The 26,367-nt window shown below is 66.4% G+C and carries 27 protein-coding genes and 1 pseudogene; 19 read left to right on the top strand and 9 right to left on the bottom strand.

Annotated features, from left to right (window positions below):
• Positions 1–6: 6 nt before the first annotated feature.
• Positions 7–774 (top strand): tRNA (guanosine(46)-N7)-methyltransferase TrmB, encoded by a 768-nt coding sequence (gene trmB / locus APZ15_RS08315; RefSeq protein ID WP_027788154.1) that lies wholly within the window; start codon positions 7–9, stop codon positions 772–774.
• A 111-nt stretch (positions 775–885) separates the two neighbouring features.
• Here the strand turns inward: trmB and APZ15_RS08310 are convergent, their stop codons facing one another.
• The 3 genes from APZ15_RS08310 to APZ15_RS08300 all read right to left on the bottom strand — a co-directional run bounded on the left by APZ15_RS08310 (position 886) and on the right by APZ15_RS08300 (position 2,693).
• Positions 886–1,716 carry an undecaprenyl-diphosphate phosphatase gene (locus APZ15_RS08310; protein ID WP_027788155.1) on the bottom strand — a complete coding sequence of 277 codons (831 nt, stop codon included), beginning with the start codon at positions 1,714–1,716 and terminating at the stop codon, positions 886–888.
• An 81-nt stretch (positions 1,717–1,797) separates the two neighbouring features.
• Positions 1,798–2,379, bottom strand: coding sequence for a DUF1439 domain-containing protein (locus APZ15_RS08305; protein ID WP_027788156.1), 582 nt, complete (start codon positions 2,377–2,379; stop codon positions 1,798–1,800).
• Positions 2,376–2,693, bottom strand: a complete 318-nt coding sequence (locus APZ15_RS08300; RefSeq protein WP_034195806.1) for a YkgJ family cysteine cluster protein — start codon at positions 2,691–2,693, stop codon at positions 2,376–2,378. Before APZ15_RS08300 ends, APZ15_RS08305 begins: the two co-directional genes overlap by 4 nt.
• Positions 2,694–2,866: 173 nt before the next feature.
• Here APZ15_RS08300 and hemN point away from each other — a divergent pair, with 173 nt between their 5' ends.
• The 16 genes from hemN to ureG all read left to right on the top strand — a co-directional run bounded on the left by hemN (position 2,867) and on the right by ureG (position 17,588).
• Positions 2,867–4,258 carry an oxygen-independent coproporphyrinogen III oxidase gene (gene hemN / locus APZ15_RS08295; RefSeq protein ID WP_027788157.1) on the top strand — a complete coding sequence of 464 codons (1,392 nt, stop codon included), beginning with the start codon at positions 2,867–2,869 and terminating at the stop codon, positions 4,256–4,258.
• A gap of 70 nt (positions 4,259–4,328) precedes the next feature.
• Positions 4,329–4,586, top strand: coding sequence for a hypothetical protein (locus tag APZ15_RS08290; protein WP_021157053.1), 258 nt, complete (start codon positions 4,329–4,331; stop codon positions 4,584–4,586).
• Positions 4,587–4,690: 104 nt separating this feature from the next.
• On the top strand, positions 4,691–5,347 hold the full coding sequence (locus APZ15_RS08285) for a protein-L-isoaspartate O-methyltransferase family protein (protein WP_027788158.1): 657 nt from the start codon (positions 4,691–4,693) through the stop codon (positions 5,345–5,347).
• Between the two features lie 14 nt (positions 5,348–5,361).
• Positions 5,362–5,685 (top strand): rhodanese-like domain-containing protein, encoded by a 324-nt coding sequence (locus APZ15_RS08280; protein WP_011351193.1) that lies wholly within the window; start codon positions 5,362–5,364, stop codon positions 5,683–5,685.
• A 437-nt stretch (positions 5,686–6,122) separates the two neighbouring features.
• On the top strand, positions 6,123–7,430 hold the full coding sequence (gene urtA, locus APZ15_RS08275) for an urea ABC transporter substrate-binding protein (RefSeq protein ID WP_027788159.1): 1,308 nt from the start codon (positions 6,123–6,125) through the stop codon (positions 7,428–7,430).
• A gap of 139 nt (positions 7,431–7,569) precedes the next feature.
• Complete coding sequence (gene urtB, locus APZ15_RS08270; RefSeq protein ID WP_027788160.1) at positions 7,570–9,189, top strand: urea ABC transporter permease subunit UrtB; 1,620 nt, start codon at positions 7,570–7,572, stop codon at positions 9,187–9,189.
• 1 nt (position 9,190) lies between these two features.
• Positions 9,191–10,378: an urea ABC transporter permease subunit UrtC gene (gene urtC / locus APZ15_RS08265; protein WP_021161913.1), complete on the top strand. Its 1,188-nt coding sequence runs from the start codon at positions 9,191–9,193 to the stop codon at positions 10,376–10,378.
• On the top strand, positions 10,375–11,232 hold the full coding sequence (gene urtD, locus APZ15_RS08260; protein WP_027788161.1) for an urea ABC transporter ATP-binding protein UrtD: 858 nt from the start codon (positions 10,375–10,377) through the stop codon (positions 11,230–11,232). The genes urtC and urtD overlap by 4 nt, the downstream gene beginning before the upstream one ends.
• Positions 11,233–11,236: 4 nt before the next feature.
• Positions 11,237–11,929, top strand: a complete 693-nt coding sequence (gene urtE, locus APZ15_RS08255) for an urea ABC transporter ATP-binding subunit UrtE (protein WP_027788162.1) — start codon at positions 11,237–11,239, stop codon at positions 11,927–11,929.
• A 164-nt stretch (positions 11,930–12,093) separates the two neighbouring features.
• Positions 12,094–12,969: an urease accessory protein UreD gene (locus APZ15_RS08250; RefSeq protein ID WP_027788163.1), complete on the top strand. Its 876-nt coding sequence runs from the start codon at positions 12,094–12,096 to the stop codon at positions 12,967–12,969.
• A gap of 236 nt (positions 12,970–13,205) precedes the next feature.
• Positions 13,206–13,508, top strand: coding sequence for an urease subunit gamma (locus tag APZ15_RS08245; protein ID WP_027788164.1), 303 nt, complete (start codon positions 13,206–13,208; stop codon positions 13,506–13,508).
• Positions 13,509–13,516: 8 nt separating this feature from the next.
• Entirely contained in the window at positions 13,517–13,822 is a 306-nt protein-coding gene (locus APZ15_RS08240; protein ID WP_021161917.1) for an urease subunit beta, read from the top strand.
• A gap of 28 nt (positions 13,823–13,850) precedes the next feature.
• Entirely contained in the window at positions 13,851–15,557 is a 1,707-nt protein-coding gene (gene ureC, locus APZ15_RS08235) for an urease subunit alpha (RefSeq protein ID WP_027788165.1), read from the top strand.
• A gap of 24 nt (positions 15,558–15,581) precedes the next feature.
• Positions 15,582–16,259, top strand: a complete 678-nt coding sequence (ureE, locus tag APZ15_RS08230; RefSeq protein WP_027788166.1) for an urease accessory protein UreE — start codon at positions 15,582–15,584, stop codon at positions 16,257–16,259.
• The gene (locus APZ15_RS08225; RefSeq protein WP_027788167.1) at positions 16,246–16,926 is read left to right on the top strand and encodes an urease accessory protein UreF; all 681 of its coding nucleotides are present in this window, start codon (positions 16,246–16,248) and stop codon (positions 16,924–16,926) included. Before ureE ends, APZ15_RS08225 begins: the two co-directional genes overlap by 14 nt.
• Before the next feature lie 14 nt (positions 16,927–16,940).
• Positions 16,941–17,588, top strand: coding sequence for an urease accessory protein UreG (gene ureG / locus APZ15_RS08220; protein ID WP_027788168.1), 648 nt, complete (start codon positions 16,941–16,943; stop codon positions 17,586–17,588).
• A gap of 63 nt (positions 17,589–17,651) precedes the next feature.
• Here ureG and waaA read toward each other — a convergent pair whose 3' ends face one another.
• The 4 genes and pseudogenes from waaA to APZ15_RS42105 all read right to left on the bottom strand — a co-directional run.
• Positions 17,652–19,010, bottom strand: a complete 1,359-nt coding sequence (gene waaA / locus APZ15_RS08215; RefSeq protein WP_027788169.1) for a lipid IV(A) 3-deoxy-D-manno-octulosonic acid transferase — start codon at positions 19,008–19,010, stop codon at positions 17,652–17,654.
• 37 nt (positions 19,011–19,047) lie between these two features.
• Positions 19,048–19,932 carry a Kdo hydroxylase family protein gene (locus tag APZ15_RS08210; protein ID WP_021161704.1) on the bottom strand — a complete coding sequence of 295 codons (885 nt, stop codon included), beginning with the start codon at positions 19,930–19,932 and terminating at the stop codon, positions 19,048–19,050.
• Positions 19,933–19,989: 57 nt separating this feature from the next.
• Positions 19,990–20,985, bottom strand: coding sequence for a lipopolysaccharide heptosyltransferase I (waaC, locus tag APZ15_RS08205; protein ID WP_027788170.1), 996 nt, complete (start codon positions 20,983–20,985; stop codon positions 19,990–19,992).
• 112 nt (positions 20,986–21,097) lie between these two features.
• Positions 21,098–21,883: pseudogene (locus tag APZ15_RS42105) on the bottom strand (transposase family protein); the annotation flags it as partial.
• A gap of 251 nt (positions 21,884–22,134) precedes the next feature.
• Between APZ15_RS42105 and APZ15_RS08190 the strand changes: the two are divergent.
• Both APZ15_RS08190 and APZ15_RS38975 read left to right on the top strand, forming a co-directional pair.
• Positions 22,135–23,784: an FAD-dependent oxidoreductase gene (locus APZ15_RS08190; protein WP_080982150.1), complete on the top strand. Its 1,650-nt coding sequence runs from the start codon at positions 22,135–22,137 to the stop codon at positions 23,782–23,784.
• A 168-nt stretch (positions 23,785–23,952) separates the two neighbouring features.
• Positions 23,953–24,159: a hypothetical protein gene (locus tag APZ15_RS38975; protein WP_080982151.1), complete on the top strand. Its 207-nt coding sequence runs from the start codon at positions 23,953–23,955 to the stop codon at positions 24,157–24,159.
• A gap of 2 nt (positions 24,160–24,161) precedes the next feature.
• On the opposite strand, the gene APZ15_RS08180 is transcribed toward APZ15_RS38975, so the two are convergent.
• Positions 24,162–25,208, bottom strand: coding sequence for an acyltransferase family protein (locus APZ15_RS08180; RefSeq protein WP_027788172.1), 1,047 nt, complete (start codon positions 25,206–25,208; stop codon positions 24,162–24,164).
• A 253-nt stretch (positions 25,209–25,461) separates the two neighbouring features.
• A complete protein-coding gene (locus APZ15_RS08175; protein WP_027788173.1) occupies positions 25,462–26,340 on the bottom strand; it encodes a class I SAM-dependent methyltransferase in 879 nt (292 codons plus the stop codon).
• Between the last annotated feature and the right edge of the window lie 27 nt (positions 26,341–26,367).

Raw genomic sequence — 26,367 nt, 5'->3', positions numbered from 1 at the left:
GTACCGATGATGCACGACGATCCGAACGAAGCCGGCCTGCCGCCGCACGACGACGCCATTCCCGACGAAGCCGCCGAAGGCGCCGACACCGTCAATCCGCTGCACCACCGCCGCATCCGCAGCTTCGTGACGCGCGCCGGCCGCGTGTCGACCGGCCAGCGCCGCGCGCTCGACGAACTCGGCCCGCGCTTCGTGGTGCCGTATGCGCCGGAGCTGCCCGACTGGAATGCGGTGTTCGGCCGCAGCGCGCCGCGCATCCTCGAGATCGGCTTCGGGATGGGCGCGTCGACCGCGGAAATCGCCGCGAACCGCCCCGGCGACGACTTCCTCGGCGTCGAAGTGCACGAGCCGGGCGTCGGCGCGCTGCTGAAGCTGATCGGCGAGCAGGATCTGCCGAACATCCGCATCATCCAGCACGACGCGGTCGAAGTGCTCGAGCACATGCTTGCGCCGGAAAGTCTCGACGGCGTGCACATCTTCTTCCCCGACCCGTGGCACAAGGCGCGCCATCACAAGCGCCGGCTGATCCAGCCGCCGCTCGTCGCGCATCTCGCGTCGCGCCTGAAGCCCGGCGCGTACATTCACTGCGCGACCGACTGGCAGAACTACGCTGAACAGATGCTGGAAGTGCTCGGCGCGGAACCGACGCTCGAAAACACCGCCGCCGACTACGCGCCGCGCCCCGACTACCGCCCGGTCACGAAGTTCGAACGGCGCGGGCTGCGCCTCGGCCACGGCGTGTGGGACCTGGTGTTCCGCAAGCGCGCAGGCTGAGCACTCCCGCTGCTGCGGCGGATGCCGCCCGGATCCGGATAAAAAAAGCCCGATCGGTTATCTGCCGATCGGGCTTTTCTCATTGGAAGCGCGCCCGCCTCCGTGTCCGCGTCACGCCCAGTTCAGCCAGCCGCTGTACCCGACCAGCAGTACGAACAGCCCGAACGCGATCCGGTACCACGCGAACACCGTGAAATCGTGCGTCGCGACGTAGCGCAGCAGCCAGCGCACGCACACGAACGCGCTGACGAACGCGGCGACGAGGCCAAGCGCGAACAGGCCGAGCGAATCGACGGTGAACGCCTGCCAGTCCTTGACGGTTTCATAGAGCGTCGCGCCGAAGATGATCGGAATCGCGAGGAAGAACGAGAATTCGGTGGCGACGCGCCGGTCGAGACCGAACAGCATCCCGCCGATGATCGTCGAGCCCGAGCGCGACATGCCGGGAATCAGCGCGAAGCACTGCGCGATGCCGACCTTGAGCGCATCGAGCGGGGTCAGCGCGTCGACCGACACCACGCGCGGCGGCTCGCTGCGTTCGCGCTGCCGGGCCTCGGCCCACAGGATGATCGCCCCGCCCACGACGAGCGCGAACGCGACGGGTACCGGCGAGAACAGCACGGCCTTGATCTTCTTCTCGAGCAGGAGGCCGAGTGCGATCGCGGGAATCGTCGCGATCACGACGTTCAGCGTGAAGCGCCGCGCATCGGGCCGGCTGGGCAGCCCGGATACGATGGACACGATCCGTTGCCGGTATTCCCAGCAGACCGCGAGAATCGCCCCGAACTGGATCACGACGTCGAAGGTCTTCGCGTGCGAATCGTTGAAATTCAGGAAGCTGCCCGCGACGATCAGGTGACCGGTGCTCGACACCGGCAGGAATTCCGTCAGCCCCTCGACGACGCCGAGGATCAAAGCCTTGCAGATCAGGATCCAGTCCATCCGTGGCCCAACTCCGAAATGGTCGAATGAATGGGCCACTCTTCCGCGCGCGGCCCCCCTCCGGCCGGGCGCGGTTCGTCGTCACTTTTCGACGATCGCCACGCGTATGCCGTTTGTAAGAATCGTAATTGTACCGGGTTCGTAGTTCACCCCGGCAAATTGCAGCTGTTCGGGCTTGAACGTGTAGATCGGATAGTTGGTCAGCAACTGCGTCGCGAGCAGGCCCGCGGCCGCGCCGACCTGTTGCGCGTACATCTGCGCGTCGCCGTCGAGCGCGAGGCTGTCGACGGCCGGCGACTTCAGCACCACCGAACGGCTCGGTGCGTCGTAAGCAAGCTGGCCCGACACGGTGAACTTGCCGCTGACGGGCGCGCGCAGGAACGGGCTCGCGAAATGCGCGTCGAGCTGCACGGCGACGCGGTTCTGGTCGGGCAGCAGGTTGACGGCCGGGTTCGCGAGCGACACGTCGACGACCTGCGCGACCGTCTTCTGGTACGGGAACTTGCGGGCGACAGCCTTCTGCACGTCGCCGCGCGAGAACGTGTAGTGATCGGGGATGAACGGGAAGGTCGACGCGCACGCGGCGAGCGACAGCGTCACGCCGACGGCGCCGACGGTTGCGGCGAGGAAACGGCGCCGGCCCGGCGCGCAAGGTGCGGTCATGCTGAACACTCTCCTGGTTGCGACGGCCGCGTCGCGGCCTCGAGACGCGTGAGCCACGCGAGCGCGTCGTCGCGCGACGCGCCGCACATGTCCGCGGCCGGCTGCAGCCCGGAACAGCACGCGGGCCGCTCGGGGCGGCCGAAGATCCGGCAGCGCAGGTCGTCGCCGAGCTGCACGCAGCGCACACCGGCCGGCTTGCCGTCGGGCATGCCCGGAATCGGGCTGGAAATCGACGGCGCGATGCAGCACGCGCCGCAGCCCTCGCGGCACGCATGCGGCGGCGGGACATCGGCAGGCGCCGGGCGGACAGGCATTTCGACGGACACTCGGCTCTCTCGAACGAACAACAAAAAAACGGTGCGGCAACCGGACGCGGTGCCGGCAGCCCCACCCCGCATTGTGCCATCGCCGGCTGCGACGTTATTACACAATGCAGCCCAATCGCGCGTTTATATACTCGAAAGCATCTAAAAAGCGCGAGACCACCATGCGTTCCGGTTCTGCCGACTCAATGTTCCGTCCCGATTTGCTCGCGAAATACGGCGCGAACGGGCCGCGCTATACGTCGTACCCCACCGCGCTGCAGTTCCGCGACGATTTCGACCCGGCCGACTACCTGCGCGCAGCGAGCGACCCCGGCGCCTCGTCGAGCGAGCTGTCGCTGTACTTCCACATCCCGTTCTGCAATACCGCGTGCTTCTACTGCGGCTGCAACAAGATCGCGACCAACAACCGCCGCCGCGCGCGCCCGTATCTCGAGCAGCTCAAGCGCGAGATGGCGCTGCAGGCCGCGCTGTTCGATCCCGCGCGCCCGGTCACGCAGCTGCACTGGGGCGGCGGCACGCCCACCTTCCTGTCCGACGACGAAACGGCCGAGCTGATGGCGGCCACGCGCGAGCACTTCGCGCTCGCGCCGGATGCCGACGCCGAATTCTCGATCGAGATCGATCCGCGCACGGTCACGCCCGCCACGCTCGTCCACCTGCGCAATATCGGCTTCAACCGGCTGAGCCTCGGCGTGCAGGATTTCGACCCGGCCGTGCAACAGGCGATCAACCGTGTCCAGCCGCGCGCGATGACGGCCGACCTGCTCTCCGCCGCGCGCACGACGGGGTTTCATTCGGTGAGCGTCGACCTGATCTACGGGCTGCCGCACCAGACCGTTGCCGTCTTCGCGCGCACGCTGGAAACGATCATCGAACTCGCGCCCGACCGGCTGTCGGTATTCGGCTACGCGCACATGCCGCACCTGTTCAAGATGCAGCGGCAGATCGACGATGCGACGCTGCCGCCGCCCGAAACGCGCATCGCGCTGCTCGGCCTCGCGATCGACATGCTGACGTCGGCCGGCTACGTGTACATCGGGATGGATCACTTCGCTCGGCCGTCCGACGAGCTCGTGCGCGCGCAGCGCAACGGCACGCTGCAACGCAACTTCCAGGGCTACAGCACGCGCGCGGATACCGACCTCGTCGGTTTCGGCGTGTCGTCGATCGGCAAGGTCGGCGACGTCTACGCGCAGAACGCGAAGGACCTGCCCGCCTACGGCGCCGCGCTCGACGCGGGCCGGCTGCCGATCGCGCGCGGCGTGCGGCTCACGCCCGACGACCGGCTGCGCCGCGACGTGATCACGCAGCTGATGTGCAACCTCGAACTGCCGTTCTCGCATGTCGAGGCCGCACACGGCATCCGCTTCGCCGATCATTTCGCGCGCGAGCTCGACGCGCTGCGCCCGTTCGAGCGCGACGGGCTGCTGACGATCGCGGGCGACCGCCTGACGATCCATCCGGCCGGCCGGATGGTCGTGCGCAACATCGCGATGGCGTTCGACGCGTATCTCGGGCAAACGCAGCAGCAGCGGTATTCACGCACGGTCTAGGGTCGGCCGGGCGCATGCGGACGGCCGGTTTGATACAGTGTGGGGCTTACGCCCCGCCAGAATCCGCACGATGCGCACCACCAAAGCGACCCACGCGGTCGAACGCCTGAAGACCCGCTCCGGCAACCCGCATTTCGCGGCCGTCGCAATGGCGGGCGGCCTGTTCTATCTCGTCGACCGCTCGGGCGGCACCGCCGAGAAGCGCTGCGAGCCGCTGCCGCTCGACGAGTTCGTCAAGTTCGTCGACGAATTCGGCCCCAAAAAACCGCGCAAGGCGAGCAAGCTCGACCTCGCATTCGAGGCGCAGATCAGGAAGAGCAAGGGGTAAAGGTCTGTTGCAGGCCGCCTGAAGGCTTTGCAGCCGCCCCGTTTGGTACAATCACGAAGTTTCTCTATCCCCGCTGATGGCCGACCAGGCTGCGTGACCACACCATGAATATCGAAAACGCGCGTTTCAACATGATCGAACAACAGATCCGGCCGTGGGACGTGCTGGATCTCGACGTCCTGGGCCTGCTGTCGATCGTCAAGCGTGAAAACTACGTTCCGGCCGAATACCGCGATCTCGCGTTCGCCGACCTCGAACTGCCGCTGCCGGGCGGCACCAGCAAGATGCTGTTCCCGCGCGTCGAAGCGCGCGTGCTGCAGGAGCTGGCCGTCAAGAAGCACGAGAACGTGCTCTTGATCGGCGCCGGTTCGGGCTACCTGGCCGCGCTGTTCGCGCATCGCGCCCGGCACGTGACGGCCGTCGAGATCGATCCGGCCATCGCGAAGTTCGCGGAAGACAACCTGCGCAACGACGGCGTGACCAACGCGGAAGTCGTCCTCGGCGACGGTTCGCGCGGCTGGGCCGGCAAGGCGCCGTACGACGTGATCTGCGTCGCGGGCGGCCTGCCCGTCGTGCCGCAGGAAATGCTCGAGCAACTGAAGGTCGGCGGCCGCCTGTCGGCATTCGTCGGCGGCCGTCCGGTGATGAAGGCGCAGATCATCACGCGCATCGACGACAAGCAGTACCGCGTCGCCGACGTGTTCGAAACCTACATCGACCACCTCGTCAACGCGATCGAGCCGTCGCGCTTCAAGTTCTGAGCGGCGGAGCCTCCATGCAGATCCTGACCGCCGCGATGCTCGCGGAATGGCTCGGCGACAAGGCGCGCCCCGCGCCGGTCGTGCTCGACGTGCGCGAACCGTGGGAAATCGCGACCGCGCACATCGCCGGCAGCGTGTCGATCCCGATGCAGCAGATTCCCGCGCGCAGCGAAGAACTCGACGACGAAGCGGAAATCGTCTGCGTGTGCCATCACGGGATGCGCAGCGCGCAGGTCGCGATGTTCCTCGAGTCGCGCGGCTTCACGAAGCTGTACAACCTGCAAGGCGGGATCGACGCGTGGTCGCGCGACGTCGATCCGTCCGTACCGCGCTACTGATCCCGCCGGTGGCGCATCGCGCGCCGCCGCACCGGCCGGCACATCGCCGCCGGTCATACCGACCCGCCGAACGGGCGCGCATGGCGCGCCCGTTTTTCTTTCCCGCTCCGGTTCGTCTCGGCGTCATCCGACCTGCGACGGCACCGCGCCGCGCCCGCCCCACCCCGCTTGCCGCGAAGTCATGGTGCACGACCGTTCCCGCACCGCACGCAGGCACCGGAACGGGGAACCCCGACCGTGCACCATTTCCGCCCGCGCCCCTGCACCGCGACGGACCGCGCATGCTGCACGACGCGTCATGTGCCCCGCCGCGACGCCCCGCCCTGCCCCGCGCAGGCACGCCGGGCGTGCATCCGCACGACTGGCACATGCCTTGCGTTATCCGTTGGCCGACGCCGTCAAGGCGCACGCATATCCAACACGTCAAGGGGAACCCGATGAAACGTCGCAGTCTGTTGAAGTTCGGTTCGATGGCCGGCGCGCTTGCGCTCGCGGGCAAGAGCCCGTTCGCGCACGCGGCCGATGCGGGCACCGGCCCGATCAAGGTCGGCATCCTGCACTCGCTGTCGGGCACGATGGCGATCTCGGAGACGTCGCTGAAGGACACCGCGCTGATGACGATCGCCGACATCAACAAGAGCGGCGGCGTGATGGGCCGCAAGCTCGAGCCCGTGGTGGTCGATCCCGCGTCGAACTGGCCGCTGTTCGCCGAGAAGGCGCGCCAGCTGCTCACGCAGGACAAGGTCGCGTGCGTGTTCGGCTGCTGGACGTCGGTGTCGCGCAAGTCGGTGCTGCCGGTGTTCGAGGAGCTGAACGGGCTGCTCTACTACCCGGTGCAGTACGAAGGCGAGGAAATGTCGCGCAACGTGTTCTATACGGGCGCGGCGCCGAACCAGCAGGCGATCCCGGCCGTCGAGTACCTGATGGGCGCGGAAGGCGGCGGCGCGAAGCGCTTCTTCCTGCTCGGCACCGATTACGTGTATCCGCGCACGACCAACAAGATCCTGCGCGCGTTCCTGAAATCGAAGGGCGTGAAGGACGCCGACATTCAGGAGGTCTACACGCCGTTCGGCCACAGCGATTACCAGACCATCGTCGCGAACATCAAGAACTTCTCGCAGGGCGGCAAGACGACCGTGATCTCGACGATCAACGGCGACTCGAACGTGCCGTTCTACAAGGAGCTCGGCAACCAGGGGATCAAGGCGACCGACGTGCCGGTCGTCGCGTTCTCGGTCGGCGAGGAGGAACTGCGCGGGATCGACACGAAGCCGCTCGTCGGCCACCTCGCCGCATGGAATTACTTCATGTCGGTGAAGAACCCGACCAACACGAAGTTCAAGGACCAGTTCGCCGCATGGGTGAAGGCGAACAACCTGCCGGGCGGCGCGAAGCGCGTGACCAACGACCCGATGGAGGCGACCTATGTGGGCATCCACATGTGGAAGCAGGCCGTCGAGAAGGCGAAGAGCACCGACGTCGACAAGGTGCGCGTCGCGATGATCGGCCAGACGGTCGCCGCGCCGTCGGGCTTCACGCTCGCGATGGACGGCAACCATCACCTGCACAAGCCGGTGATGATCGGTGAGATCCGCGGCGACGGGCAGTTCAACGTCGTGTGGAAGACGAAGACGGCCGTGCGCGCGCAACCGTGGAGCCCGTACATCGCGGGTAACCAGGGCAAGCCGGACATCGTCACGTCGATCCCGGCGTTCCTGCGCCGGCAGCGCACGGCGCTCGCCTGACGCGACGCGGGGCGTCGCGCACCGGCGCGATGCTCCGCCCGCTTGCAGGCGCCGCCGTACCGGGCGCGCTTGCCGACGCACCGCAAGCGCCCGCGCATCGCCGCCCGCATCCGCCTTCCACGTCCGACAGGATTTCCCGATGCCTACACGCTTTCGCCGAGCCGCCGTCGCGATCGTCGCGTGCGCCGCCCTCGCGGGCGGGCTGCCGCGCGCCGCATTCGCGCTGACGGCTGCCGATACCGCCGCGCTCGCCGGCGACGACTTCGACGCGAAGACGGCCGCGGTCGAACGGCTCGCCGCCGATCCCGATCCGCGCGCCGTCGCGTTGCTCAACGCGCTGTCGAACGGCGACGCGCTCGCGACCGGCGACGGCCGCCTGCTGATCCAGTCCGGCGACACCGCACACGACGCGCTCTCGCAGGCCGCGACGCCGGCCGGCGACGCGCAGCCCGTGATGCTGAACAACCTGCTGCGCACGAAAATCGCGGGCGCGCTGTCGGGGCTCGCGCTCGCGTCGCCCGACGTCGCCGCGCGCCGCGACGCGATCGATGCGCTGCTGAAGTCGCCCGACCCGGCACTCAAGCCGATGATCGACCGAGCGCGCGCAAAGGAAACGGATCCCACGCTGAAGCGCCGCCTCGATGCATTGTGGGCGATCGCCGCGCTGCACGACGCCGATCCGGCGAAGCGCCTCGAAGCCGTGCAGGTGGTGGCCGCGCGCCGCGATCTCGACATGATCGAGCAGTTGCGCCCGCTCGTCGCGAAGAATGCCGACGGCAGCTACGCGGAGCCCGACGCGCGTGTGCGCGACGCCGCCCAGCAAGGGCTCGACGCATTGCACTCGCTGCAGCGCCGCGGCGAGATCGCGGGCACGCTGTTCGCGGGGCTGTCGCTCGGCAGCGTGCTGCTGCTCGCCGCGCTCGGCCTCGCGATCACGTACGGGCTGATCGGCGTGATCAACATGGCGCACGGCGAATTCCTGATGATCGGTGCGTACGCAACCTATGTCGTGCAGACGCTGATCCAGCGCTACGCACCCGGCGCGTTCGACTGGTATCCGCTCGTCGCCGTGCCGGTGTCGTTCGTGACGGCCGCGTTGGTCGGCATCGTGCTCGAACGGCTCGTGCTGCGGCACCTGTACGGCCGCCCGCTCGAGACCCTGCTCGCCACCTTCGGCGTGAGCCTGATCCTGATCCAGGCGACGCGGATGCTGTTCGGCGCGCAGAACGTGCAGGTCGTGAACCCGTCGTGGATGAGCGGCGGCGTGACGGTGATGCAGAACCTGATCCTGCCGTACAACCGCCTCGTGATCCTCGCGTTCGCGCTCGCGGTGGTGTTCGTCGCGTGGGCCGTGCTGACGAAGACGCGCCTTGGCCTGTTCGTGCGCGCCGTCACGCAGAACCGCCGGATGGCTGCGTGCGTCGGCGTGAAGACCGCACGCGTCGACGCGTACGCTTTCGCGTTCGGCGCCGGCATCGCGGGCCTCGGCGGCTGCGCGCTGTCGCAAATCGGCAATGTCGGCCCGGATCTCGGCCAGAACTACATCATCGATTCGTTCATGGCCGTCGTGCTCGGCGGCGTCGGGCAGATCGCCGGCACCGTGCTCGGCGGCTTCGGGCTCGGTCTCGTCAGCAAGGCGATCGAGCCGTTCTGGGGCGCCGTGCTCGCGAAGATCGCGGTGCTCGTGATGATCGTGCTGTTCATCCAGAAGCGTCCGCAGGGCATGTTCGCCCCGAAGGGCCGCAGCGCGGAGGCGTGACATGACTTCAATCACCGATTCGTTGTCGAAGCCGCTCGCCGACGCGCCGAAGCCCGCTGCCGCCGCCCGTGCGGAGAACGGTTTCGCGCTCGGCCTGCCGCCCCGCCCCGCGCTGCTGTCGCGCCGCGCGTGGCTCGCGCTGATCGCGCTGTGCATCGCGATCGGCATCGGCGTGCCGCTCGCCGCGCTGGTCGCGCCCGAGTCGAGCGCGTTCCATCTGTCCGCGTATGCGATGACGCTCGCCGGCAAGCTGATGTGCTACGCGATCGCCGCGCTCGCGCTCGATCTCGTGTGGGGCTACTGCGGCATCCTGAGCCTCGGCCACGGCCTCTTCTTCGCGCTCGGCGGTTATGCGATCGGCATGTACCTGATGCGCGAGATCGGCCGCGACGGCAAGTACGGCAGCGACCTGCCCGACTTCATGGTGTTCCTCGACTGGCACCAGCTGCCCTGGTACTGGAGCGGCACGCAGCATCTCGCCTGGGCGCTCGCGCTCGTCGTGCTCGTGCCGGCCGTGCTCGCCTGGGTGTTCGGCTTCTTCACGTTCCGCTCGCGCGTGAAAGGCGTGTACCTGTCGATCATCACGCAGGCGCTGACGTTCGCCGCGATGCTGCTGTTCTTTCGCAACGAGACGGGCTTCGGCGGCAACAACGGCTTCACCGACTTCAAGCGCATCGCGGGCTTCGCGATCACGTCGCCCGGTACGCGCACGGTGCTGTTGCTGCTGACGTTCGCGACGCTCGTGCTCGCGTTCATCGCCGCGCGCGCGATCGTCACCAGCAAGCTCGGGCGCGTGGTCACCGCGGTGCGCGACGGCGAGACGCGGCTGATGTTCCTCGGCTACAGCCCGCTCGCGTACAAGCTGTTCGTGTGGACCGTGTCGGCCGTGCTGTGCGGTATCGCGGGCGCGCTGTACGTGCCGCAGGTCGGCATCATCAATCCCGGCGAGATGTCGCCCGGCAACTCGATCGAGATGGCGATCTGGGTCGCGGTGGGCGGCCGCGGCACGCTGATCGGGCCGATCGTCGGCGCGTTCGCGGTGAACGGCGCGAAGAGCCTCTTTACCGCCTACTTCGCCGAATACTGGCTGTTCTTCCTCGGCCTGATCTTCGTGCTCGTGCCGCTGCTGCTGCCGCGCGGGATCATGGGCCTCGTCGAAACCGTGCTCGCGAAGGGGAAACGCGCATGAACGGAACGGCCCTCTACCAGTTCACGCCGCCGCCCGAGGACGAGCTGCTCGCCGTCAGCGGCACCGCATCGATGGGGCGCGTGGTGCCGCCGGGCATCGACACGTCGCACGGCACGATCCTCTACCTCGAGGATATCGAGGTGAGCTTCGACGGCTTCCGCGCGCTGAAGAAGCTGTCGCTCGCGATCGACGCGGGCGAGCTGCGCTGCGTGATCGGCCCGAACGGTGCGGGCAAGACGACGATGATGGACGTGATCACCGGCAAGACGCGCCCCGATGCGGGCAAGGTGTTTCTCGGCCAGACCATCGACCTCGCGCGAATGAACGAGCCGGAAATCGCGCGCGCGGGCATCGGCCGCAAGTTCCAGAAGCCGACCGTGTTCGAGCAGCATCCGGTGTGGGAAAACCTCGAACTCGCGATGCAGACCGACAAGGGCTGGCTCGCGTCGCTGCGCGCGCGGCTCGACCGCACCGCGCAGGCGAAGATCGAGGAGACGCTCGCGCTGATCGGCCTCGAAAGCGACGCGTATCGCGCGGCGGGCGAGCTGTCGCACGGGCAGAAGCAGCGGCTCGAGATCGGCATGCTGCTGATGCAGCGCCCTGCGCTGTTGCTGCTCGACGAACCGGCGGCCGGGATGACCGACCACGAGACGATGGAGCTCGCCGAGCTGCTGAACACGCTGCGCGGCACCTGCTCGATGATGGTCGTCGAGCACGACATGGAATTCGTCGCGGCACTCGCCGGCGACACGGGCCGCGTGACGGTGATGGCCGAAGGCGCGGTCCTCGCGCAAGGCACCCTCGACCAGGTCAAGCGCGACGACGCGGTGATCGAGTCTTATCTCGGACGTTGATGCAATGCTGAAGATCGAAGCACTGAACCAGTACTACGGCGGCAGCCATATCCTGCGCAACGTGAGCCTCGCCGCCGACGACGGCAAGCTCACCGTGCTGCTCGGCCGCAACGGCGTCGGCAAGAGCACGCTGCTGCGCTGCCTGATGGGCGTCGTCGCCGCGAAAAGCGGCAGCGTGTCGTGGCGCGGCACCGCGCTCGGTGCAATGCCGCCGTACGCGCGCGTCGCGGCCGGGCTCGCGTACGTGCCGCAGGGCCGCGACATCTTTCCGCGGCTCACCGTCGAGGAGAACCTGCTCGTCGGCGCGGCGAGCCGGAAAGCACCGTCGAAGGTGCCCGATCGCATCTACGACCTGTTCCCGGTGCTGAAGGACATGCGCACGCGGCGCGGCGGCGACCTGTCGGGCGGCCAGCAGCAGCAGCTCGCGATCGGCCGCGCGCTGATGAGCGAACCGCAGTTGCTGATCCTCGACGAGCCGACCGAAGGCATCCAGCCGTCGATCATCCAGGATATCGGCCGCACGCTGCGCCAGCTCGTCGACGAAGCGAAGATGACCGTGCTGCTCGTCGAGCAGTATTACGACTTCGCCCAGTCGATCGCCGACCGCTACTGGGTGATGAGCCGCGGCGAGATCGTCGCGGGCGGCGACGCGCGGGACATGGAAGCGAACGGCGTGCGCGAGCTGATCGCCGTGTAGCGGCGCACGATTGCGCCGCTGCGCGGTGCCGGCGATCGATGCACGTCATGCGATCGCCGGCGTCATCGCCTCTCCGCTTCACCGCGTTCAGCAACCGGAACACCCAGGCGTATAGTGTTGCGGTAGCATCCTCGATCCCTGCGCCCGTCCCCTGCTTCCCGCCGATGTCTGCCCCCGATTCCCACGCCCCGCTGTCCCGCCCTGCCGTCGCCAAGTCGTGGCGCGGCCGCCTCGAACTCGGCTTCGAGCGGCACGGCACACGCACGACGCTCGCCCACCGGCTGCACGACGGCCCGTTGCGCGTGCAGCGGCCGCTGTATCCGGAAGGCGACGCGATCTGCCATGCGGTGATCGTCCACCCGCCGGGCGGCGTCGCCGGCGGCGACCGGCTCGACATCGACATCGCGCTCGGCAGCGGCACGCACGCGGTGCTGACGACGCCCGGCGCGACCAAGTGGTACAAGTCGAACGGCCTCGACGCGACGCAGCGCATCGGCATCACGGTCGGCGACCACGCGAAACTCGACTGGCTGCCGCAGAACAACCTGTTCTTCGACGCGGCGCATGCGTCGCTCGCTTTCACGGTGAGGCTCGGCACGGGGGCAAGCGCGATCGGCTGGGACGCGACGCAGCTCGGCCGGCAGGCGGCCGGCGAAACCTGGTCGGCCGGCCGCATCGTGTCGAGCGCGGCGCTCGTCGATGCCGACGGTCGGCCGCTGTGGACCGAACGCGCGCTGCTCGACGCGCACGATCCGCTGCGCGGTGCGCTGCAGGGCCTCGCCGGCTTTCCGGTATACGGCACGTTGTGGGCCGCCGGTGCCGCATGCGACGCCGCGCTCGCCGAATCGCTCGCCGCGCGGATGCCGTTCGATGCCACGCTGCGCGCGAGCGCGACCTGCGTGACGCCCGGCGTCGTGCTGGTGCGCGCGCTGTCGACGTCGATGGAAGCGCTGCAACGCCACTTCACCGACTGCTGGCTGCATCTGCGGCCGATCGTGCACGGCGTCGACGCACGGCCGCTGCGCCTCTGGCAAACCTGAGCACGGTCGCGCCACGCACCGTTTCGATGCAGCGCCGCGGCCGGCGCTGCACGTTGCCCATGCATCGCGCACCAGAAGCGCGCATCGCGCCGCGTTCCATGCACATGGCACGCGCCTTGCTGCTTACATAACCGATACACGACGCACGCAAAACGGCGCGGTGCTACGATGACCCGCGCGTCCGCCCCGTCGCCCACGCACCGATAAAAATTACGTTTTACTGAACGTTTGCCTTCATGAAACTGACTCCCCGAGAGATGGACAAGCTGCTGATCTTCACGGCGGCGCTGCTGGCCGAGCGCCGTCGCGCACGCGGCCTGAAGCTCAACTATCCGGAGGCAGTCGCCTTCATCACCGCCGCGCTGATGGAAGCCGCGCGCGACGGCAGGACGGTCGCCGAGGTGATGCATTACGGCACGACGCTGCTCACGCGCGACGACGTGATGGACGGCGTGCCGGAGATGATTCCCGACATCCAGGTCGAGGCGACCTTCCCCGACGGCACGAAGCTCGTGACCGTCCATCACCCGATTCCGTGAGGCCCCGCATGATCCCCGGCGAAATCCTCACCGACGACGGCGAACACGAACTGAACGCAGGCCGCGCGACGCTCGCGCTCGTCGTCGCGAACACCGGCGACCGCCCGGTGCAGGTCGGCTCGCACTACCACTTCTTCGAAGTCAACGACGCGCTGTCGTTCGATCGCGCGGCCGCGCGCGGCTTCCGCCTGAACATCGCGGCCGGCACCGCCGTGCGCTTCGAGCCGGGCCAGACGCGCACCGTCGAGCTGGTCGCACTCGCGGGCGATCGTGCCGTCTACGGTTTTCAGGGCAAGGTGATGGGGCCGCTGTAAGCCGCGCCCCGCTCTTCAGGAACAGCACATGACATTACGCTTGAGCCGCCGCGCGTACGCGGAAATGTTCGGGCCGACGACGGGCGACCGCGTCCGGCTCGCCGATACCGAACTGCTGATCGAGATCGAACGCGATTACACGACCTACGGCGAGGAAGTGAAATTCGGCGGCGGGAAGGTGATCCGCGACGGCATGGGCCAGTCGCAGCGCGTGGCCGCCGACGTGCCCGACACGATCATCACGAACGCGGTGATCCTCGATCACTGGGGCATCGTGAAGGCCGACATCGCGATCAAGCACGGCCGCATCGCCGCGATCGGCAAGGCCGGCAATCCCGACATCCAGCCGGGCGTGACGATCGCGATCGGCGCGGCCACCGAGGTGATCGCCGGCGAAGGGCTGATCGTGACGGCCGGCGGCATCGACACGCACATCCACTTCATCAGCCCGCAGCAGATCGACGAGGCGCTCGCGTCGGGCGTGACGACGATGCTCGGCGGCGGCACGGGGCCGGCCACCGGCACCAACGCGACGACCTGCACGCCGGGCCCGTGGCACATGGAGCGGATGCTGCAGGCCGCCGACGGCTGGCCGATCAACCTCGGCTTCCTCGGCAAGGGCAACGCGAGCCTGCCGCAGCCGCTCGTCGAGCAGATCGCGGCCGGCGCGATCGGGCTGAAGCTGCACGAGGACTGGGGCACGACACCCGCCGCGATCGACAACTGCCTGTCGGTGGCCGACGACACCGACACGCAGGTCGCGATCCACACCGACACGCTGAACGAAGGCGGCTTCGTCGAATCGACGGTCGCCGCGTTCAAGGGCCGCACGATCCACACGTACCACACCGAAGGCGCGGGCGGCGGCCATGCGCCCGACATCCTGAAGGTGTGCGGCGAGTCGAACGTGCTGCCGTCGTCGACCAACCCGACGCGCCCGTACACGATCAACACGCTCGACGAGCATCTCGACATGCTGATGGTGTGCCACCACCTCGATCCGTCGATCGCCGAGGATCTCGCGTTCGCCGAATCGCGGATCCGCCGCGAGACGATCGCGGCCGAGGACATCCTGCACGATCTCGGCGCGCTGTCGATGCTGTCGTCCGACTCGCAGGCGATGGGCCGCGTCGGCGAAGTGATCATCCGCACCTGGCAGACCGCGCACAAGATGAAGGTGCAGCGCGGCGCGCTGCCGGAAGACGGCGCACGCAACGACAACTTCCGCGCGAAGCGCTACGTCGCGAAGTACACGATCAACCCGGCGCTCACGCACGGCATCGCGCACGAAGTCGGTTCGATCGAACCCGGCAAGTGGGCCGACCTCGTGCTGTGGGAGCCGGCGTTCTTCGGGATCAAGCCGTCCATGATCCTGAAGGGCGGGATGATCGCCATGGCGCAGATGGGCGACCCGAACGCGTCGATTCCGACGCCGCAGCCGGTCCACTATCGCGAGATGTTCGCGACGCGCGGCGGTGCGCTCGCGCGCACGTCGCTGACCTTCGTGTCGCAGATGGCGGCCGATGCCGGTATCGCGGAACGCTACGGCCTCGCGAAGCGGATCGTGCCCGTGCGCAACTGCCGCAACGTGACGAAGGCCGACATGATCCACAACGCATGGCGCCCGTCGATCAGCGTCGATCCCGAAACCTACGACGTGATCGCCGACGGCCAGCTGCTGACCTGCGAGCCGGCCACGGTGCTGCCGATGGCGCAGCGTTATTTCCTGTTCTGATTGCCGGTTTCCGGTTCCTGTTTCATGCGCACCCTCGACAAACGTATCGCCCCGAACGTGAAACTCGCCGCGTCGCTCGTCGCGCGCGCGCCGACGCTCACGCTCGCCTATGACGCCCGCTGCAAGAGCCGCCTCGCGGCGACGCTCGACACCGGCGAAGATGTCGCCGTGCTGCTGCCGCGCGGCACGATCCTGCGCGACGGCGACGTGCTCGTCGCCGACGACGGCGCGCTCGTGCGCATCGCCGCGGCCGCCGAAACCGTGCTGCGCGTGCGCGCCGCCGATCCGCTCACGCTGATGCGTGCCGCGTACCACCTCGGCAACCGTCATACGCCGGTCGAGATCGGCGACGGCTACCTGAAGCTCGAGGCCGACCCGGTGCTCGCGGACATGCTGCGCCGGCTCGGCACGCAGGTCGAGGAAACGCAAGCGCCGTTCCAGCCGGAAGCCGGCGCGTACGGCGGCGGACACAAGCACGGGCACGATGCGACGTTCGCCGAGGATTACGCGCTTGCGCAGCAGGTGTTCGGCGAGCATCACGGCCACTCGCACTCGCACTCGCACTCGCACTCGCACGATCACGATCACGATCACGATCACGATCACGATCACGATCACGATCACGATCACGATCACGATCACGATCACGATCATCAGCATGGTCCCGGATGCACGCACGGCCACGGCCATGACCACCACTGAACTCGTCGCGCTGCTGCATCTCGCGTCGCCGGCGCTGCCGATCGGCGCGTACAGCTATTCGCAGGGCCTCGAAGCCGCGCTCGACGCGAACCTGATCCACGACGCCGATTCCGCGCGCGACTGGATCGCCAGCGGCCTGACCGACGTGCTCGCGCACGGCGAGCTGCCGTTCCTCGCGCACCAGCTCGCACGCTGGCACGCGCACGACACGCACGCGCTCGTCACCGAAAATGCATGGTTCGTCGCGAGCCGCGAATCGGCGGAACTGCGCCGCGAGACCGAACAGATGGGCTGGTCGCTCGCGCAACTGTGCGCGTCGCTCGAATGGGGCGATGCCGCGCGCCGCGCGACGCTCGCGGCGATGTCGCCGATCGCGCTGCCGACCGCGTTCGCCTACGCGGCCGCCGCGCACGACGCGAGCGCCGACGCCGTGCTCGCCGCGTACGCATTCGGCTGGGTCGAGAACCAGACGTCCGCCGCGCTGAAGGCCGTGCCGCTCGGCCAGCTCGCCGGGCAACGCATCATCGTCGCGCTGCGCGGCGCGATCGACGCGGCCGTACGCCGCGCGCTCGCGACGCCGCCCGACGCCGTCAACACGTTCGCGCCGCAGCTCGGCATCCTGTCCGCACGGCACGAAACCCAGTATTCGCGGTTGTTCCGCTCCTGAACACGACACACGCCATGAACGCACCCGCTCCGTCCCCCGCCCGCCGCACGAAGAAACTGCCGCCGCTGCGCGTCGGCATCGGCGGCCCCGTCGGCTCCGGCAAGACCACGCTGCTCGAAATGCTGTGCAAGGCGATGCGCGAGCGCTACGACCTCGTCGCGATCACCAACGACATCTATACGAAGGAAGACCAGCGGCTGCTGACGGTTGCCGGCGCGCTGCCCGAGGAGCGCATCATGGGCGTCGAGACGGGCGGCTGCCCGCACACGGCGATCCGCGAGGATGCGTCGATCAACCTCGAGGCCGTCGACCGGATGCTGTCGCGCTTTCCCGACGCCGACATCGTGTTCATCGAATCGGGCGGCGACAATCTCGCGGCGACCTTCAGCCCCGAGCTGTCGGACCTGACGATCTACGTGATCGACGTCGCGGGCGGCGAGAAGATTCCGCGCAAGGGCGGCCCCGGCATCACGAAGTCCGACCTGCTCGTGATCAACAAGACGGACCTCGCGCCGCTGGTCGGCGCGAACCTCGACGTGATGGCGTCCGACACGAAGAAGATGCGCGGCGAGCGGCCCTACGTGATGACGAACCTGAAGGCGCTCGAAGGCGTCGCGGACGTGATCGCGTTCATCGAGAAGAAGGGTTTGCTGACGGTGTGAGCGGCGTGGCGGCGCCCTGCGACGCCGCCTCGCGTGCCGGGGCGGCATCGCGCCGCCCGCCGTCTATGCGTCGTCGGCAGCGTCCTGCACGCCCGGCAGCGCATGCGCGCCGGCTTCGGCGGGCGGCAGCAGTGCCGCGAGCACGTCGACCGTGCGCGCGGTCGCGCCGCGGTGACGCGCAGCGAACGCCGCGCCGGCCGCACCCATCGCGATGCGCCGCGCGTTGTCGGCAAACAGCGCGTCGAGCACGTGCGCGAGATCGAGCGGATCCTCGACCTGCAGTGCCGCGCCGGCCGCGACCGCGTCGGCGGTCGCCTGCGTGAAGTTGAATACGTGCTTCCCGATCAGTACCGGTACGCCGACCGCGCACGCTTCGATCAGGTTCTGTCCGCCGAGCGGCAGCAGGCTGCCGCCGATGAACGCGATGTCGGCGGCCGCGTAATACGCGCCGAGCTCGCCCATCGAATCGCCGAGCAGCACCGTCACGTCGTCCGGCAGCGGCTCGGCGGCCGGACGGCCGGCTGCGAGTGCCGCCGCGTCGGCCGCCCATGCGGAGCGTCGCACGCACTTGAGCCCGTTGCGCCCGACGAGCGCCTCGACCTCCGCGAAACGTTGCGGATGACGCGGCACGAGCACCAGCAGCGCGCCGGGCGTACGCATCGCGGCGAACGCCTGCAGCACCAGCGCCTCCTCGTTCTCGCGCGTGCTCGCGGCGACCCACACCGGCCGCGCGCCGATCGCGTCGCGCCACGCATGGCCGCGCGCCGCCAGTTCCGGCGGCGTCGTCATGTCGAACTTCAGGTTGCCGAGCACGGTCACGTTGCGCGCGCCGAGCGACGTCAGCCGCTCCGCATCGGCCGGGCTCTGCGCGAGCACGCGCGAGAAGCCGCCGAACACGTCGCGCGTCGCCGCGCCGAACTTCGCCGCGCGCCGGAACGAACGCGCGGACATCCGCGCATTGGTCAGCACCAGCGGCACGTCCGCGCGGCGGCACTCGTCGATCAGCGTGGGCCACACCTCGGTTTCCATCACGAGGCCGAGCGTCGGCCGCCACGCGCGCAGGAAGCGCCGCACCGCGCCGGGCATGTCGTACGGCAGGTAACAGCGCAGCACGCGATCGCCGAAGATCTGTTCGCCGGTCGCGCGGCCGCTCGGCGTCATGTGCGTGAGCAGGATGCGCGCATCGGGACGCGCGCGCATCAGCGCGTCGATCAGCGGCTGCGCGGCGCGCGTCTCGCCGACCGACACCGCATGCACCCAGATCAGCGGCGCGCGGTCGTCGCGCGAGCGGCCCGCCACGTGGCCGAAACGTTCGGCGATGTGCTCGCGATAGCCGCGCTCCTTGCGCGAGCGCACGTAGAGCCGGATGACCGCGGCCGGCGCGACGAGCCACCACAGCGCGCGATAGATCACCCGCAGCATGCGGCGGCCCTCGTGTTGCGTCGAAGCAGGTGCGCGCTCAAACCAGCGCCCTGCCCTTCAGGCGTTCGAGAATGCCGAGCGGCGCGCATTCGCGGCGAACCATCGCGTCGACCGGCAGGAAGAACGTCTGTTCGAGCATGAACTGGCCGGACATCACAGCGTGCGAAGTCTGATCCGAGAAACATATCCACACGCAACCCGGCGGAAACGGCATCGTCTCCTGCGGGCTGGTCTTCTGGTAGTCGAGATCGGCCTTCATGCTGTCGTGCAGGTTCAGCATCAGGTGGTCGTACGCGCTGCGCGGCGACTTCGTCACGTGCAGCAGGTTCAGCAGCCACGCGGCGCCCGGCAGCTGCGGCTTGATGCGCGGCAGGAAGCGCTTCGCGACGTCCTCGAACGGCTCGCCGACGCGCCACACGCGCGGCACGCCCGCCGGGTTCACGTTCGTGAACACGCGCAGGATGCGCTCGCCGTAGTTGGGCCGCGACGGGAACGCGTCGACGTGCAGCCGGCTGTCGTCCTTGCGCCAGGATGTCTGGCGCGTCTCGACCTGCATCAGCCGCAGGCTCGTCGGCGCGACGCGCAGCTTGCCGCGGTATTCGGGAAACAGGCCGTCGACGAGCGTGCCGGCCTGCTGCTGGAAACGCGCGACGAGCGCGCGCACCGCCGACTGCGTGACGCTGTCGCCGAGCACGCCGGCGAGCGCGCCGCCGTTCGGCGCGAGGCTGATGTTCTTGCGTTTCGGGTCGGCGAGCGCCGGATCGAGCAGCGCTTCCTCGCCGCCTTCGATCGCGAAGCGCAGGTGCGGGAAATACAGCACCTTGCCTTCCTCGACGGCGGCCAGCAGCTGCTCGCGCGGCGCCGACAGGTTGTGTCCGCTCCAGTCGGCGGACGGGACTTCGATGATCTGGGATTCGCTCATGATCGGTTCGCTTGGGTTCGCGCGGATGCGTGCGGGTTCGTGCGTATGGCGCGGGCGTTACAGGAGACCGAAGCCCGCGAGCGCCGACTTCACCTGCGCGATCGACGGGGGTTGCCCCGCCGTGCCGAGATTGACGACGTTCGGCGACCAGTAGCCGCCGGTCCGCCAGGCCGTCGCGAAATTGTACAGTTCGACCGTCGGACGCTTCAGCGCCGCCGCGATGTGAACCAGACCTGTATCAACCCCGACGGTGGCGGCCGCTCCGTCGATCAGGCCGACCACGGCCGGCAGCGACAGCTTCGGCGGCACGATCGCCGCCGCGCCGAATTCCTTCGCGAGCCGCTCGCTGGTCGCGCGCTCCGCGTCGTTGCCCCACGGCAGCACGAGCGACGCGCCGCGCCGCACGAGCGCCTGGCCGAGCTCGATCCACGCGGCATCCGGCCACTGCTTGTCGGCACGCGACGTCGCGTGGACGAACACCACGTACGGCACCGGCAGGTTCAGGCCGAGCGCGGCCACCGCGAGCGCCGCCGCGCGCGTATCGAGGCCGAAGTCGACCGGATCGGCCGGCGTCGGCGCCGGGTCGCCCAGCGCGGCCGCGACGAGTTGCCGCGAGCGCTCGACGACGTGCGTGCGCGGCGCGATCGGCACACGCTTGCGGTAGAAGAAACGCACGGGCCACTCGTAGCCGGCGCCGTCGGTGCGGTTGCCGAGCCCGACGAGCGGGCCGCGCGCCCAGCTCGCGACCCAGGCCGTCTTGATGAGACCCTGGCAATCGATCACGAGGTCGTACTGCTCGGCCGCGAGGCGCTGGCGGAACGCGCGGATCTCGCGCCACGTGGCGCCCGAGAACGGCTTCTTGCGCCAGCGGCGCAACGAAAACGGCAGCACGTTGCGCACGCCGTCGACGAGCTTCACAAGGTCGACGAAGCCTTCCTCGACGAGCCAGTCGATCTGCGCATCGGGGTGGCGGCGCCGGATATCGGCGATCACCGGCATGTTGTGCACGACGTCGCCCAGCGACGACACGCGCACGATCAGGATCTTTTGCACGCTGAAAAAACGCCGGCTGGCAGCCGGCGACAGGCATAAAGACGCGATTTTATCGCGCCCGAGGGGCCGATCAGGCGAAAAACTGAGGTCGGACTGAATTAGTGGCAGTCAACCGGTTCACGAGCAGTTGATAGCCCAACGCACAGTGGTTACGACGCGCGCTCGGTGTGGCGAATCAGACCTGCTAGTGCCCTGCGAGTCGCGACAGCGCGAATCAAGGCCTGCGTGACCAGATGTTTCGTCATCCGCTCGCTCTTCGCGTAACCGGCGATTTCACCGCGGTGCAGGTACCTCTGGCCGGCAGGACACAACCAACCCTCATCGATCGCAAAAGAGGTGACGTCACCACACCAGACTTGATTGGGCACCGTCACCGAGACATCCTGGTTCAGCGGATTCGACGCGACAGGCAGGTCGTGCTTCGAATTCGTCGTGGCCTTGATCCGGCGCTTCTGCTTGCGGCGCTATCCCGATTTTCTGCACCGCCTCCTGACCCGGTGCAAGCCGATTCGCACGCCACGCTCCTCCAGATGTCGCCGCAGGCGCTCCGGCCTGAAACTTTCCCGGATTCGCCGGTGGACCGTGAGCACCTCCGCTTCCAGGGCGGGGTTCCTGCCACGTGCTTTCGGGTGACTTGCGCTTGCGCCACACATGGTGGCCGCTCATCGGTACGCCCGGCACTCGGCACATTGGCGGCACGGGGTAGTCTCGTCGCATTTGTTCAATCCGCACCTCACCTCGACGCCTTTGCGAAGTACGTCGCGAACCTTTTGAAGAGAGCGCGCTCCGTTCTGACCTCGACCAGCCAACGCCTGGCCTGTGCCGGCTCGGCCTCCATTTCTGTCAGTGGCTTCCGGTGTCGATCGATGACATCTTTCAGCTTGCCGGCCTTCGTCGCCCCCGCCCCCGGTTTGTCAGCATCTTGATCTGACCCTCGCCATCTCCTGCCCCGTTTCGCCGCTCCTCGCGCGGCAAGGATCCGCAGGGTTCCAGTCGATAGTTTTGTGTCATCCGCAAGTGATAAACTCCGCGAACCTTTCGTAATACATCGTAACGTTTTTAATACGTCGTAATATTAAAGGCGCTCGCCGAGCCTGGTTCCTCGTCGCTCGATTCATCTAACCCTGTTTCTCTAACACTCGCGGTCACATGTTCGTAGTATTCGATAATGTTGCAAGCAGATTGCTGCTGGTCGGTTCGGTGCTCATTCTCGCGGCGTGCGGCCACGGTACCGACGAGGAACCACAAGGGACGCCCGCTCCGCCCGTCGCCATGCCGGTGCCCGCGCCAGGATCCGACCCTGCGGATGTCCTCGTCTACGGTGCGACGCCGGGCGGTATATCCGCGGCACTGGAAGCCGCGAAACTGAAAAAGCGGGTCGTCATTCTGGAACCGACGAAACACGTCGGTGGGATGACGACGAGCGGGATCGGCGTGACAGACGCCTATCCCCAGGATCGTCTATGGGCAATGGGCGGTTTCGCGCATCGTTTCGTCGACACGGTAAACACGCGCTACGGGAAGACCTGGACGATGGGCGGCATATTTCACGAGCCGCATGTCGCCGAGAGCATTCTGCTGCAGATGCTTGCCGACGCCCCGTCCGTTTCCGTCGAATACGGTGCCGAACTGGCGAGCGTTCAAACCAATAATCACGAAATCAAGGTCGTCCAGACGAGCAACGGACATAGTTACGCGGCGAAGATGTTCATCGATGCGAGCTACGAAGGCGATTTGCTCGAGAAGGCCGGCGTCGACCATACGCTCGGGCGCGAAGCGAAATCACAATATGGCGAACCCCTCGCCGGCGTTGGCCCCATTTCCATCAAGGACGGCGCGCGCGTGGATCCCTACGTTGTGCCAGGTCAACCGAACAGCGGATTGCTTCCGCATGTGGCGCCCAACAATCTCGGCGCACCGGGCACGGCAGACTCGGCCGTGCAGGCATATGGCTATCGGCTTTGCCTCACTGCGGATAAGGGAAACCAGATTCCCGTCGTCAAACCGGCCAACTACGATCCCAAGGAATTCGAACTGCTGGGGCGCGTCGCCCTGGCTCACCCGGAAATCGTCAAGACGTTCAACTACATCGCGAACGTTCCGATTCCCAACAACAAGTTCGACGTCAATAGCCTCGGCCTGCTCTCTACGGACGAGATCGAGGGAAGCGCGGAGTATGCCAATGCGAATGCGAACGGTCGTCGCCAAATCGAGGCGGAGCACAAGCGTTATACGCTGGCGCTCCTGACGTTTCTCGCGACGGATCCCCGCATTCCGCCAAACGTACGCGATGACGTTCGCTCGTGGGGATTCTGCAAGGACGAGTTCCAGGATAACGGCGGGTTCCCATGGCGCCTTTACGTACGGGAAAGTCGCCGGATGGTCGGTAGCTATGTGATGACACAGCACGATCTGTACACGGAAACCAGGATCCCGGATCCCATCGGTCTTGGTGCATTCCCAATCGATCAGCATACGGTCAATCGCATTGCGGTAGACGGACAGGTCGGTACCGAAGGTGCCATTTGGCAGCCGCTGCCGCGTCCGTACCCGATCTCGTATCGATCGATCGTCCCCAAGTACAGCGAGATCCGGAATTTGCTCGTGCCGGTTGCACTGTCCGCGTCGCACGTCGCGTATTCATCGATACGCGTCGAGCCGACATTCATGATTACCGGTCAGGCGGCCGGAGCCGCCGCAGCGCTCGCCATAGATTCGCGAAGCAGTGTTCAAAACATCGACTATGCAAAGCTGTCCGCGACACTGATGAGCGAAGGCGCGGTGTTGGCGAACAGATAACGCCGACGGGACAGCATGGCTGCTTGTACTTTCTGAGGTTCCCGATGGAATTCTTGGTCGCCTTCACTGACTCAACCGAGAAAGTAGTCGACCTTGAACAATCCTTGAAGGCATATACAGCAAGGCTGCAAGGTCGAGACGATACGGGAGTTGCAGTGAACGGGCATATTGGCGCGTAAAACCTGCAACTCTTTACAAGGCGACTACAAGGACGTTGCCATCGACGGCAAACTCGATCGGAGCCGGCTCAAGGGCGCGCTGGGTGACGCGATCCACGCAGTGCCGTGCGGCGCCAAGCACAACCTGCGGATGGTCCTGCGCAAGCTGATCCACGATGGACGTCTTACGCTGCCCAGTTTCCGCCAGACACATTAAATTCACCTGGTGCCTGATTGGCTCATGCTCGGTGCGCCGCCAGACACGACGCCACCTTTTGCGCGAACCACATTTCTGCAAGGGTCAACTATCTGCCTGTTCAAGTATTCGAGCGCCGCCGATAAAGCCACGGCCAAGGGGAGCGTGAACCAGAACAACGTCCAGCCAGTTGCCTTCGTAGAAAGAAGGAGCTGGATGGCGAAGGCAGCCTGATAGTGGATGAGATAGATCGGATAAGACAGACCTCCGATATTTCGATCAATCCATCTGAAATAGCGCCCTTCCGTCGCGGATGCGATGAAGAAGAATGCCACCGCGAATCCCGCCAGATTCAGGTAGTAAGGGATTCCTGCGGCATCGAGCGGGAGGAAATGCAGCGCGCATATAAATCCTGCGTACAGGAGCGTAGCGGTAACCGAGGCATACGTAGTGACGGAAGCCCGACATGCCTTGACTGCGAAATAGAGGCATATTCCGATGCCGTACGGAAGTGCAGCCGCAGGTATCGCATATATCCGCTCGTTCACGTCATGAGCCATCGCAACATGGAACAACACGCCGACAAGCAGGCACAGCACGCCGGTTTTGATGTTGCGCGCAGCACCCAATGCGAGCACCACGTACATGGCAAATTCAACGGCTAGCGCCCATGCCGGCGGCACGACGTGCGATACGCTCGGCTTGCCGGGCAGGGGGAAATCCGGGCGCCAGTACCAGTTCATGGCCAAGCAAGCCCACGATCGCAGCGAATCGGGCAGCAGAAAATTTCGGTGATATGCCTCCGCAAGCGTGGGCTCAAGGGCAATCAGCAAGACCGACATGCCAGCTGCAATCCAGTACATCGGATAGAGCCTCAGGAAGCGGTTCAGGAAGAATCGAAAGAATCCCGATGACCCGAACCCATAATTGCGATGGAGCGTTGCGGTCATCAGATAGCCACTGATCACGAAGAACGTCGACACAGCATAGGTTGCCGTGAGATCAGTCCATCGCCCAAGATGAGCAGCCGTGACGATCAGCGCAAGAAAAGTGCGGAGTGCTCCGAGCATGTTGACGGGTCGAATCGGGAAGGGGCGCAATCGCATGTTGCGGGTTGCGCCAATTTTCTCACATCGCGAATCGCCCCTGGTTCGCTCGTAGTGCGCTGACCACAATCGGCCGCAGAACCGTTTCGGCATACCGTCTCGTTCGGTTGCGTGCTGAATCACGAGACGTGGCCGTATCAAGGGGCCCGATCAGACACTGGCGAGCGGCGGGATGCTTACGCCGATTTTCTCCCCGCCGGACATTTGGTTTCGTAAATTAATTACGCCCAATGAATCGCCTCGCTGCAAGCTTTAGCCTAAGGTCGAGGTTATATAACTTCCGTCGAATTTGATTCTTGACCAGCCGTAGGCCACCCTCTTTCCAGATTTTCTCGGACGGCAGATTGAGATTGTGCGGCCTCCGGATTCGCCGGGCCGGCTTCTCGATGATCATGAACTGATCATCCCCCCGGTCGGACAATTCGTAGTTTGAGTTCCTCATGAACTCTTCAACCGGACTGAAATCCCATAAATGCCATACAAACTCGGCGTTATGTTCAACGACCTCAAATCCGGCATATTCAACGATCTGACGCATTTCGTGTTTCGTGAATTCACGGAAGTGCCAGTCATACATCAATGGCGCTTGTTGCATCATCGCCCGCTGAATTGCCCATAGGCTGGTCGCATTCGGAGTTGAGATCAGCGCACGCCCCCCAACTCGAAGAACCCTGTAAACCTCATCGAGGAAAAAGAATATTCCGTTCAGCGTCGTAGCCTGCCGATAAGAAATGTCCGAAATATGCTCGATGACTTCGGTACAGATTACGTTGTCGACTGAATTATCGGCAAAAGGAAGCGGATCATATCGCAGATCGCTTTCTGTACCGCGGACGGTTGAGCCTGGAAAGAACGACCATATCACTTTGGAGCTCAAGTATTCGAGGCTACCGATTTCGACACAATACCCTCGGTGAAGCTCGAACGCTTTCATGTATTCGACCGTCAGCGCGAAACGCCTCGTATCGAAATGAAGACCTCCGCCGCCGACGCCGAGGCGTCGGCCCTCCTCGTCGACGCGCCTCGTCGCTTCGGTGATTGTCTCCTGATTTATATATGGCGAATCAAACCTCATTCCTGCGGCAATGGTTTCCATATGTCAATGCTCTGTTGACAGCTGGTG

The sequence above is a fragment of the Burkholderia cepacia ATCC 25416 genome, from assembly GCF_001411495.1.
Taxonomy (GTDB): Bacteria; Pseudomonadota; Gammaproteobacteria; order Burkholderiales; family Burkholderiaceae; genus Burkholderia; species Burkholderia cepacia.
Note: the sequence above shows the minus strand (reverse complement) of the source record. Positions and strands in the feature narration are given on the sequence as shown.

Bases quoted from the DNA above. Each gene is read 5' to 3' on its own strand.
- trmB (WP_027788154.1), top strand. From the start codon at position 7: ATGATGCACGACGATCCGAACGAAGCCGGCCTGCCGCCGCACGACGAC.
- APZ15_RS08310 (WP_027788155.1), bottom strand. From the start codon at position 1,716: ATGGACTGGATCCTGATCTGCAAGGCTTTGATCCTCGGCGTCGTCGAG.
- APZ15_RS08305 (WP_027788156.1), bottom strand. From the start codon at position 2,379: ATGACCGCACCTTGCGCGCCGGGCCGGCGCCGTTTCCTCGCCGCAACC.
- APZ15_RS08300 (WP_034195806.1), bottom strand. From the start codon at position 2,693: ATGCCTGTCCGCCCGGCGCCTGCCGATGTCCCGCCGCCGCATGCGTGC.
- hemN (WP_027788157.1), top strand. From the start codon at position 2,867: ATGCGTTCCGGTTCTGCCGACTCAATGTTCCGTCCCGATTTGCTCGCG.
- APZ15_RS08290 (WP_021157053.1), top strand. From the start codon at position 4,329: ATGCGCACCACCAAAGCGACCCACGCGGTCGAACGCCTGAAGACCCGC.
- APZ15_RS08285 (WP_027788158.1), top strand. From the start codon at position 4,691: ATGAATATCGAAAACGCGCGTTTCAACATGATCGAACAACAGATCCGG.
- APZ15_RS08280 (WP_011351193.1), top strand. From the start codon at position 5,362: ATGCAGATCCTGACCGCCGCGATGCTCGCGGAATGGCTCGGCGACAAG.
- urtA (WP_027788159.1), top strand. From the start codon at position 6,123: ATGAAACGTCGCAGTCTGTTGAAGTTCGGTTCGATGGCCGGCGCGCTT.
- urtB (WP_027788160.1), top strand. From the start codon at position 7,570: ATGCCTACACGCTTTCGCCGAGCCGCCGTCGCGATCGTCGCGTGCGCC.
- urtC (WP_021161913.1), top strand. From the start codon at position 9,191: ATGACTTCAATCACCGATTCGTTGTCGAAGCCGCTCGCCGACGCGCCG.
- urtD (WP_027788161.1), top strand. From the start codon at position 10,375: ATGAACGGAACGGCCCTCTACCAGTTCACGCCGCCGCCCGAGGACGAG.
- urtE (WP_027788162.1), top strand. From the start codon at position 11,237: ATGCTGAAGATCGAAGCACTGAACCAGTACTACGGCGGCAGCCATATC.
- APZ15_RS08250 (WP_027788163.1), top strand. From the start codon at position 12,094: ATGTCTGCCCCCGATTCCCACGCCCCGCTGTCCCGCCCTGCCGTCGCC.
- APZ15_RS08245 (WP_027788164.1), top strand. From the start codon at position 13,206: ATGAAACTGACTCCCCGAGAGATGGACAAGCTGCTGATCTTCACGGCG.
- APZ15_RS08240 (WP_021161917.1), top strand. From the start codon at position 13,517: ATGATCCCCGGCGAAATCCTCACCGACGACGGCGAACACGAACTGAAC.
- ureC (WP_027788165.1), top strand. From the start codon at position 13,851: ATGACATTACGCTTGAGCCGCCGCGCGTACGCGGAAATGTTCGGGCCG.
- ureE (WP_027788166.1), top strand. From the start codon at position 15,582: ATGCGCACCCTCGACAAACGTATCGCCCCGAACGTGAAACTCGCCGCG.
- APZ15_RS08225 (WP_027788167.1), top strand. From the start codon at position 16,246: ATGACCACCACTGAACTCGTCGCGCTGCTGCATCTCGCGTCGCCGGCG.
- ureG (WP_027788168.1), top strand. From the start codon at position 16,941: ATGAACGCACCCGCTCCGTCCCCCGCCCGCCGCACGAAGAAACTGCCG.
- waaA (WP_027788169.1), bottom strand. From the start codon at position 19,010: ATGCTGCGGGTGATCTATCGCGCGCTGTGGTGGCTCGTCGCGCCGGCC.
- APZ15_RS08210 (WP_021161704.1), bottom strand. From the start codon at position 19,932: ATGAGCGAATCCCAGATCATCGAAGTCCCGTCCGCCGACTGGAGCGGA.
- APZ15_RS08190 (WP_080982150.1), top strand. From the start codon at position 22,135: ATGTTCGTAGTATTCGATAATGTTGCAAGCAGATTGCTGCTGGTCGGT.
- APZ15_RS08180 (WP_027788172.1), bottom strand. From the start codon at position 25,208: ATGCTCGGAGCACTCCGCACTTTTCTTGCGCTGATCGTCACGGCTGCT.
- APZ15_RS08175 (WP_027788173.1), bottom strand. From the start codon at position 26,340: ATGGAAACCATTGCCGCAGGAATGAGGTTTGATTCGCCATATATAAAT.